The sequence below is a fragment of the Deltaproteobacteria bacterium genome (assembly GCA_005879795.1).
Taxonomy (GTDB): Bacteria; Desulfobacterota; Binatia; order DP-6; family DP-6; genus DP-6.
The window spans coordinates 1-7986 of the sequence record VBKJ01000034.1 but is presented as its reverse complement, the minus strand read 5'-3'; the positions used below and the strand labels follow the sequence as shown (position 1 = coordinate 7986).

The following is a 7986-nucleotide window of genomic DNA, read 5'->3' as shown; positions in this document are numbered from 1 at the left end:
GCGGGCTGGCGAGCGGGGGATCGGTAGGCGGCTTTTGACGGTGGCCCCTAGCAGTGACAATTGCTGAAGCCATGACCGCAACCGACCCTATGGACGGTGAAACACGCTACCGGCAGATGATGCGGGCGCGCATGAGAAGCCTCTTCGTGTCCGTGGAAGACCTCATCGAGTACAGCGGCGACATTCTGCAACCATGGCGGAAGAAGCCGGGGACGACCGAGCGGTCAGGAGGATGAGTGCCGTCTCGTAGTTGGAGTTTGCTCAGGAAACTGGGCGAACTGCGGGAAGATGAAATGCCGCGCGAGCATCGTGACCCAGAGAAGGTCGAACAGCTACGGAAGCGCTTCAAGGACAAGAGCGGCTGGATGCAGGTTCCGATGAAGAAGGTCATTGACGATGTTAGGCCGCTCTGGCGGACACCAGACGGCAAAGGAGAGGCCAACTTCGCACAGATGGTTGAAACGCTCCACCTCACCGGCGACCGCCACTCGCACGTCGGCGCGGGCGATACCCTCCGTTTTCTGGCCGGGGACCGAATCGCTCTCGGCCCCACTGATCACGCACCCGCGTGGGGACATCAGGCGATGATCATGGGTGGGTGGAGCCTGCTCAATACGACGGACCTCGCTATAAAAGTGTTGAAGCTCGTCCCCTTGCCCGCGTGGGAGGAAGTGTCTCAACGACTGGCCGCACTGTTCGCGACGGTGACAGAGTGTCAGACAGTCGGCGTTGCGGACACGGACCCTTGTCCATGCGGACGCGGCGGCACTTTCGGCACGTGCCACAAGAACTACCTCTCGTCGGAGTACGTCGCCAGCAGCTTTTGCCGCCGATCACGCCTTCGTGTATGCCGCGCCGGCAAGGAGGGGGTCGATGCCGAGACAGCGAAGCCTGGTGACGATAATTCGTGACCTGGCGCAGCAGGAGGTCCGCTCCGCGATCCAGTCGCTGCTCGGAAGCATCTCCGGCACGAAGCCGAAGAACGGTCGGCGCCGTCGTCGTCGCAGGCGTCGGCGTGGTCCTGGGCGTCCACCGGGATCGAAGAAGAAGGCGGCATGAGAGAGATGATGACGCGGACCCGCATGCCGTGCTAGCCAAAGGCGCGTGATCACCAGACCGGAGGAGATTCGCGCCAAGCTGGAGGCTGGGCGCACGGCAATCGCGGAACGGCTGCACCTTCTCGCTGACGAGATCGAGGCGCTCCCCCTCGAAGGCGCTACCGAGGCGCTCTCTTGGGTCGGGGACCAGATCGAGCGGCTGCTGCGCGAAGCCGACCGAATCCTCCGCGCTCAGGCTGGCCGCCGCGAGACGTGAACGTCCTTCACCGCGCCGGCTGCCTCGCAGCCTCCTCCCCGCCCTCCCCGCCGAGGTCGCGTTGGACCGCATCCCCGAACGCCTGGGCGAGATCGAGCGGCTGCTGCAAGTTCACCAGAGGGACGTGAGCAGATCGCCTAGCCACTCCGAGGCACGAGTCCCCAGGGAGAAGCCCAGGACCGCCCCAATGGCCGTCGCATAGACGACCGTCGTGCCCACTCGGACGCTGTCCAGCCACCATATCGACACGAGCACGCCGATGAGTGCCCCGATGATGCCGCCGCCGGCAGCGCTGCCCAATCGCTGAGGTTCCATGCCCTCATCGCCCTAATATCATCCGAGGCGAGGGATGGCAGGTCTGCTCGGAGCGCCAGAGGAGAGCGAAGCCGTCGGCTCGCTGTGCAACTTGGGCACGCTCGTCCCCGGCCTCGCCGCCGAGGTCGAGGTGGACCGCCTCCCCGAACTCCTCGGGGAGCCCAGAGCAGCTACGGGCGATTCCTTGGGCGCGGCTGGCGTTGCGGATCAACCGGCCCAGCCCAGGCGAGGACCGACTTCTCGTGACCGCCGATGCGGCGTCCCGCCTCGGCGTCTCGAAGGGCTGGCTCTAGCGGAACAGCGGCCGGCTGTCCTTCACCGCGCGGGTGCCCGAAAGGGCACTCCGCTACAGCGCCAAGGGTATCGACCGCTGGATCGCGAGCCGGGTCGGCGGGCGGGGTCGCGCAGTGCATGCCGGTCTGCGTGCCCGTGCGCGACATGTAGAAGATGCCCGTCCCGGGGACGCCGATGGTGCGGGTCACCGACCTACGGCTACAAGCCCGTACTACTCGGCCTGAGCCGTCGTCGTCGTTGAGGTCGTCGTGGGGTTGTTCCCAACGTGGTGGACGTCATGGATGGACAGGTAAACGGCGCACAGGTGAATGCGCAGCTGACCAGCCCCACGTCGCACTGGGCGATGCGGAGCGCGTCTCCGATGTTGCAGGCGCCGTCGCCATTGACGTCGCAGACTACGGGGTGACTGAAGGGCGTCAACCCGCACTGCCGGAGCCCCACGTCGAACTGCGCCACGAGCAGCGCGTCCCCGATGTTGACCAGTCTGTCACTGCTGACATCCCCACACGGGGGCGGGTCGCGGATGATGTCCGTCACGGGGTGAAGTTCGATCCCGTTCGGTGCGGCGCCCGTCTGCCCGTGCAGGAAGTCGAAGAAGCCCACGCCCTGGACGAGGATCGGAATCGGCGGGCTCGGCATCTTCCAGCTTCGGGTCGCCACGAGCCGCGCATCGAATTGCGCGCGCGCGTGGGCGATCGCGGTTGCGAAGAGGCTCGTGGAATCGACGCAGGCCGGGTCGATGACCTCCACGATCATCATGTTGCCGGCGGTATCGTCGATGAATGAGATGATAGTCGCAGTCGTCTTCGTGCTTGTAGGCAGTGAGGAGGACGTCGAGCAGGAATTGCGTCGTCTCCGTCGGTTGCACGCGGCCGTTGTCCGGCAACGAAGCAGGGGCCGGCAGCGAGGCAAGATAGGAGATCGTCGCGGCGGTACTGCGGGTCAAGTCCACGAGGCCAGCGTCTGGGTCAGTCCCCGTCTTGACCGACCAACGCTCGACGCCGCATGTGCACGCGAGGCACGACGTCGGGCCGCCCACAAACAGCGCGAGCGCCAGCGCGGCGAGCAGGGAAAGGTAGGAGGTTGGGCGTCGGCGGGCCAACGCGCAACGTTACGATGCCTCGCGTACAGCCGACAAGGAAAACCGATGCGCCATGGAGGCCCCGTGCGTCGGTGGCCTGACCTGGAGGGCGACGGCCCGTGACCAGCCTGGAGGACGAGCGGTGGAAGCGGACGCAGCCCTTTCTTGGGGCGACGGGCTGGCCCTAACCGCCGACCGAGACGTGCTCGCACACGAGGCTGAACCCTCGCGTGCGCCGAATCACCTGCCCTCGCGCCACGACGACGGCACAGCGACAGCGGAACTCCACGAGGTAGACCTCTTGCTCGCCGGGACTGAGGAGCTTCATTCTCGCTTCGGAAAGGAGGGCCGAATGGCTCCGGCTCAATTCGGCGGCGCGCGACGTTAAAGGCATGGAACACTAGCGGTTTCGGGATATTGGTAAGTTTCCCGCTCCAAGCCCTCCTCACGAAATATCACGTCACCCCCCTCTTTTGAGGGGCGAAAAGTCAAACTGTAATATCTTTCGATAGCGCAGCGAGTAGGAGCACGAGGAAGGCGGTGAGCGTCGTGAACTCCCTCTAGGGAGGGGTGGAAGTATGCATGGCCCGCGTACTCGGGATCGGGGTGGCCGAAAGGATTCCAAGGGGTCCAGTGATCCATAAGCTAGCAGCTTCGCGCGTCTCTTCGTGCCGCCCTCGTCGTGCGCTTACCCTTCGCCCGTCCCGCGCTCGTGAAGAACGGTCGGGGGTCGATCGCATCGCCGCTCCACCACCGCCCGTGGCTCGGGCGCACCATCACCTGGAAGTGCAGATGCGGCTCGCGCCGATGAGCGTCGCCAGTCGTGCCGACGTATATCGTGAGCCCACCCTTGCGGTTCTGCTGCAGTCGGAGCACACGCCCGTCGTCAGCGGACAGGACAGGTGTTCCGCGTGGTGCGGGGATGTCGACGGCGCCGTGGATACGGGCTCCGCTGCGCAGGGCTCGAAAGTTGTCGGGTACTTGATCTGGCGCCACGCCCGCGACGGGCACCATGAGCTGCCGCGCGCGGAGCGCACTGTCGAGGGTCGGCTCGCCTCCTGGGAGCGAGCACCCCGCGACCTGAAATGCAACGAGCGCCAGCGAGCCCCATCCGCTCCATCGCCCGTTCATCTCACCGCCGCTTTCGCGATCGCCTCGGTCCGAGTGCCTCGCCGCTTCGGCTATCACTCGCACTTCGCTTCCGCCGGAGGCGTGGGTTTCGCGGGCGGCACATCAATCTCCGGCGGTTCGCGCAACCCGTTCTGGAACTGCCGCATGGCCTTCCCGAGATCGCCCATCATCTCGGGCAGACGGCCCGGGCCGAAGACCAGCAACACGACCACGAAACCGACGAGCAGTTCGCCCACGCCCATGCCGAACATGGGAACCCAGCATAGGAGCGCGCCGTGTGAGCCGCAACGCTCCCTGCCAGACCTTGCTTCCCGTCCTCCAGCCGAAGGGCGAGATGGATCGCATCCCCGAAGTCCTGGGCGGGATCGAGATGGCGCCCCGCCTTGGTGACGGGTTTCAGCCTCAGTCGCCGCCGGTCAGCGTGTCGAGCAGGCCCGTGACGAATCTGTCCACTTGGTCCTCGACCGCCGCCTGATCGCGGGTCGTGGCACAGCCACCCTTCAACTCGGCCTTGGCGAACGCCACCACGAAACGATCATCGGCGGCCAGGAGGCAGTTGGAGGCGACGCGCTTTCCCTCCATGACCGCCTTCTCGTGGCAGCGGAGCTTCGCCGCTGCTTTCTTGTTCGCCGCTTTCAGCTTCGCGACCGCGCACTTCTCGGCCCGTGTCGCCGCTGCGTCCACCCCTCGCACGCCCGCGAGCACGCTCAAGGCCACGCTGACAACGACCAGCAGTATCCGTCCCATCACACCTCCTACGGTTTCGTCGCCCGGGCCAGATACCACCACGTCGGCTAGCCAGCAACGCAGGTAGTGCTTCCTCGTCTCGTCCTGGGGGGCCTTGCCCTGGCGAGCCGCCTTGAGGTAGGCAGGCTGTCGTTTCAGGAGGCCGCCATGACCGTGAGTGATGTTGGTCGTGAAGGCGTGCGCCTCGTCTCGGGGCTTACCGGCGTAGCGATCTCGGTGCCCGTCGTTGCCGGATTCGTCCTGCTCGGGGCTGCCGTGCTCGTCGGTCGGTCGCTCCTCGACGTGGGGCGCAAGCTGCTCGAAACGAAACCGAGAGCACGAGGGCCGCTCAAAGCCGCATAGGAGAGGCGGCCGTCCCCGGCCGTCCCGCCGCCGGGCTTACTACGAGACGACGAAGGGTGAGGATGCCGTCGTCCCTTATGCCCGCGCGAAGAACAGTGACCGTGCCTTCTCTTCGCATCCCCTACGCAAAGAGCCGATGGAGGTGTCCATGCCGCAATGCGGGGAGATCGTGGTCGAACGCCTGACCGGCAACCGGGCGATGGTGATCCGTGGGCTGAGCCCCGAGGAAGTAACCTGCCGCTTCGGGGACGGCCGGCTAGAGGATCGCTTCACGTTCGAGCTTGAGCCCCTGCTGTCTCTACGTGATCCTCGGGGCGGGGGTCGATTTGTTCCGCTCGGCTCGCTGGTGTGGCTCTTCCTCTCGGGCTTCGTGAGCCGATGGTTCCGGCAAGGCGCGCCGGCCTCCGTAACCGACCGCCTCCGGCTCGTGCAGCCGTCTGATTCTTCTCCTAGTTCCCTCGCCGTCTGAGACCGGCGCCCTGGCTGGAAGACGAAGGCGGCCTGATGGCGAAAGCCGACGAACCCTGGACGCAATTGGCGACCCGCATCCCGAAGGAGCTTCACCGCCGGCTCAAGCTGTACTGCGTGACACACGAGGTCGCCGTGCAGGACTTCGTGACCCAGGCGATTGAGGAGGAGCTCGGGCGGAAGACGAGGCCGAAGAAATCGGCGTAGTAGCCAGGGACGTGCATCTCTTGCCAACCGGGGGACGGCGGCGTAGACGGCTGCGTCGAACGACACGGCGGTGGGGGTATGCGAGGTGGGCTCAATCGTTTCGTCTCAATCGCGTTCCTGTCCTGCCTGATCGCGTGCTCGCCACAGAGGAGGCCCGAACCCGACCGGCCGACGCGCGCTGCCGTCGCGCCTCCGGCGAGCAGCCCGCTCGCCAAGGTCGAAGTCGGCATGACGCCGCGCGAGGTGGAAAACCTCCTCGGCCCGCCGACTGACGAAAACCAGTTACATCACCGGCAAGGCGTTCATCCCCTTTTACTTCGGGCGGGACCGCTGGCGCCGAGCGTACTTCTATCGCGGGCTCGGACGGGTTGTCTTCGCGGGCGGCGGCGGGTTCAGCATGAACGCTCACGTCGAGAGGGTCGAATACGACCCGAACGAGCCGGGCCGCGCTCGGTAAGTCCCGCAACGGGAGTGCCCGCCCTCGTGCTATCGTGTTACCTGAAGGGAGCGCTGTCGCAGCGATAACGTGGCGATCACTCTACCTTACCGCTTCGACACCAGCAGCGTTTGGCGCACGTTTCGCGACAGTGGACGACGGCGCTCGGCCTCACGCTGATGGAACTGGTCGTGTTCGTCTTCACCCAGCTGTTCATCAGATTTCAGACGGGCTCCGTCGGTACCCTCTCGTCCGATCGCGTGGTGATCGAACCGAACGCACTTCTCGGCATCGCGCTTCCCGGGCCGAAAGGTATGTACACGCTGGACCGTTTCTCCGCCCTGCGCGTGGAATTCAGGTCCGGCCCCGCGCGGCCGGACGTTCAGGGTGGTGGGCCGAACGAACTGGTGTGGCTGGTCGGCAAGCCCGGGACGCCGGACATCGTGCTCGCGCTGACCGAGGACGGAGCCGGCCGTACGGTGGGGCGGGAATTCGGCGCGCTCCTCAAGCTGCCTGCCCGTGGAAGAGGTGGGGGCGCCGAAAGAGAGGGCGTAGGAAACCCAAACGGCCTAGTTGACAGAATCCTCAATATCAGACGTTGCCCCGCGCCTCTCGTGCGCCTTCCTACTCTTCCCCGTGTGACGCTACGCCGCGGACAAGCGGGTGGTCAGCCGACAAGGGGGTGGTCAAGGGAAATCGTGGGCCGCGGAGTCGGTCGGATGCCTCCCACGGACGCAGAGGGGCGGGCGCCGGGCGGCGCGAGATGGGGGCGCGCGGACGTGGAGCTCATCCCGGCGGCGCATAGAGCAGTCAGCCTTCGCCGAGGGCGGGCGGCGGGCGCGGCTGCGGGACCTCGGTGGGCAATCCGAGGTACGCGAGAATCGTCCGGATGACGGACGGGTCCTCGATGGTCGCGATGAGCTGCATTCGGCCACCGCACCGCGGGCAGGCGAGGACGTCGATCTCGAATGCCCGGCGCATCAGATCGGCCCACGCCCAGTACCGTCGGTCCTTGCTTACCGTTGCGGGCTCGTCGCGCCTGGCCGCGGAGGGCTCCAGTTGCTCCGGCTCCGGGCTGCCGTAGGCCACGATCAGCTCCCGCCGAGCGGCGTGCGGGGCGAGCACGCCGTGATAGACGACGAGATTGATCCGGGGGCGTGGCGTCAGGGCGGCGAGCTTCTCGAGGAGTTCGAGCGGCTCGAAGAGGAGGTGCGTCGTGCCGTCGTGCCACTCGGCCTTCAACGTGACGAGGACGCGGCCGTCGGGCGTGAGCGCGAGCCGCTCTTGCGCAATCGGTGGGCGGAGCAGGTAGCGGCAGAGGTGCTCGAGCCGCGCGCGGTCGCCCGCCGGCGCCGAAACGTCGGCGTGCAAGTCGAATCCGTCCAGGTGCGCCTGGCGCGGTCCGCGCGAGGTGATCCACGGCGCGTCGGGATCGCGGCCGAGCCGTAGGACGCGGCGTCCCGCGCGCGCGCCGAGGGCGACACGCCCCTGCACCGACGCGCTCGCCACGGTGGCCAGCGCGACGGATTGCTCGGCGAGCGGATCGGGCGGCAGATCGCGCCCCTCCTCCGCCTCCAGGCCGCGGCGACGCAGGAGCCGGCGGACCCGCGTGGCTACCGTGGCGAGGACGCGCGCGACCTCCTCGTCCGTC

At 66.8% G+C, this 7986-nt stretch carries 8 protein-coding genes; 4 read left to right on the top strand and 4 right to left on the bottom strand.

Translation table 11 applies throughout. The features are described from left to right. The first annotated feature begins 257 nt into the window (after positions 1-257). Both E6J59_01395 and E6J59_01390 read left to right on the top strand, forming a co-directional pair. Positions 258-911 (top strand): hypothetical protein, encoded by a 654-nt coding sequence (locus tag E6J59_01395; GenBank protein TMB23705.1) that lies wholly within the window; start codon positions 258-260, stop codon positions 909-911. A gap of 193 nt (positions 912-1104) precedes the next feature. Continuing rightward, on the top strand, positions 1105-1314 hold the full coding sequence (locus E6J59_01390) for a hypothetical protein (protein TMB23704.1): 210 nt from the start codon (positions 1105-1107) through the stop codon (positions 1312-1314). A gap of 807 nt (positions 1315-2121) precedes the next feature. Here E6J59_01390 and E6J59_01385 read toward each other — a convergent pair. From E6J59_01385 to E6J59_01375, 3 genes are all read right to left on the bottom strand, one after another. Then, positions 2122-2682: a hypothetical protein gene (locus tag E6J59_01385; GenBank protein ID TMB23703.1), complete on the bottom strand. Its 561-nt coding sequence runs from the start codon at positions 2680-2682 to the stop codon at positions 2122-2124. Between the two features lie 1506 nt (positions 2683-4188). Further along, on the bottom strand, positions 4189-4386 hold the full coding sequence (gene tatA, locus E6J59_01380) for a twin-arginine translocase TatA/TatE family subunit (GenBank protein TMB23702.1): 198 nt from the start codon (positions 4384-4386) through the stop codon (positions 4189-4191). A gap of 151 nt (positions 4387-4537) precedes the next feature. After that, positions 4538-4882, bottom strand: a complete 345-nt coding sequence (locus tag E6J59_01375; GenBank protein TMB23701.1) for a hypothetical protein — start codon at positions 4880-4882, stop codon at positions 4538-4540. A 147-nt stretch (positions 4883-5029) separates the two neighbouring features. On the opposite strand from E6J59_01375, the gene E6J59_01370 reads away from it, so the two are divergent. Beyond that, positions 5030-5224: a hypothetical protein gene (locus E6J59_01370; protein ID TMB23700.1), complete on the top strand. Its 195-nt coding sequence runs from the start codon at positions 5030-5032 to the stop codon at positions 5222-5224. Positions 5225-5360: 136 nt separating this feature from the next. Further along, positions 5361-5693 carry a hypothetical protein gene (locus tag E6J59_01365; protein ID TMB23699.1) on the top strand — a complete coding sequence of 111 codons (333 nt, stop codon included), beginning with the start codon at positions 5361-5363 and terminating at the stop codon, positions 5691-5693. A gap of 1452 nt (positions 5694-7145) precedes the next feature. On the opposite strand, the gene E6J59_01360 is transcribed toward E6J59_01365, so the two are convergent. Beyond that, a partial coding sequence (locus tag E6J59_01360; protein ID TMB23698.1) for a hypothetical protein occupies positions 7146-7986 on the bottom strand: 841 nt, incomplete at its 5' end.

Bases quoted from the DNA above. Each gene is read 5' to 3' on its own strand.
- E6J59_01385 (TMB23703.1), bottom strand. From the start codon at position 2,682: ATGATGATCGTGGAGGTCATCGACCCGGCCTGCGTCGATTCCACGAGC.
- tatA (TMB23702.1), bottom strand. From the start codon at position 4,386: ATGTTCGGCATGGGCGTGGGCGAACTGCTCGTCGGTTTCGTGGTCGTG.
- E6J59_01375 (TMB23701.1), bottom strand. From the start codon at position 4,882: ATGGGACGGATACTGCTGGTCGTTGTCAGCGTGGCCTTGAGCGTGCTC.
- E6J59_01370 (TMB23700.1), top strand. From the start codon at position 5,030: ATGACCGTGAGTGATGTTGGTCGTGAAGGCGTGCGCCTCGTCTCGGGG.
- E6J59_01365 (TMB23699.1), top strand. From the start codon at position 5,361: ATGGAGGTGTCCATGCCGCAATGCGGGGAGATCGTGGTCGAACGCCTG.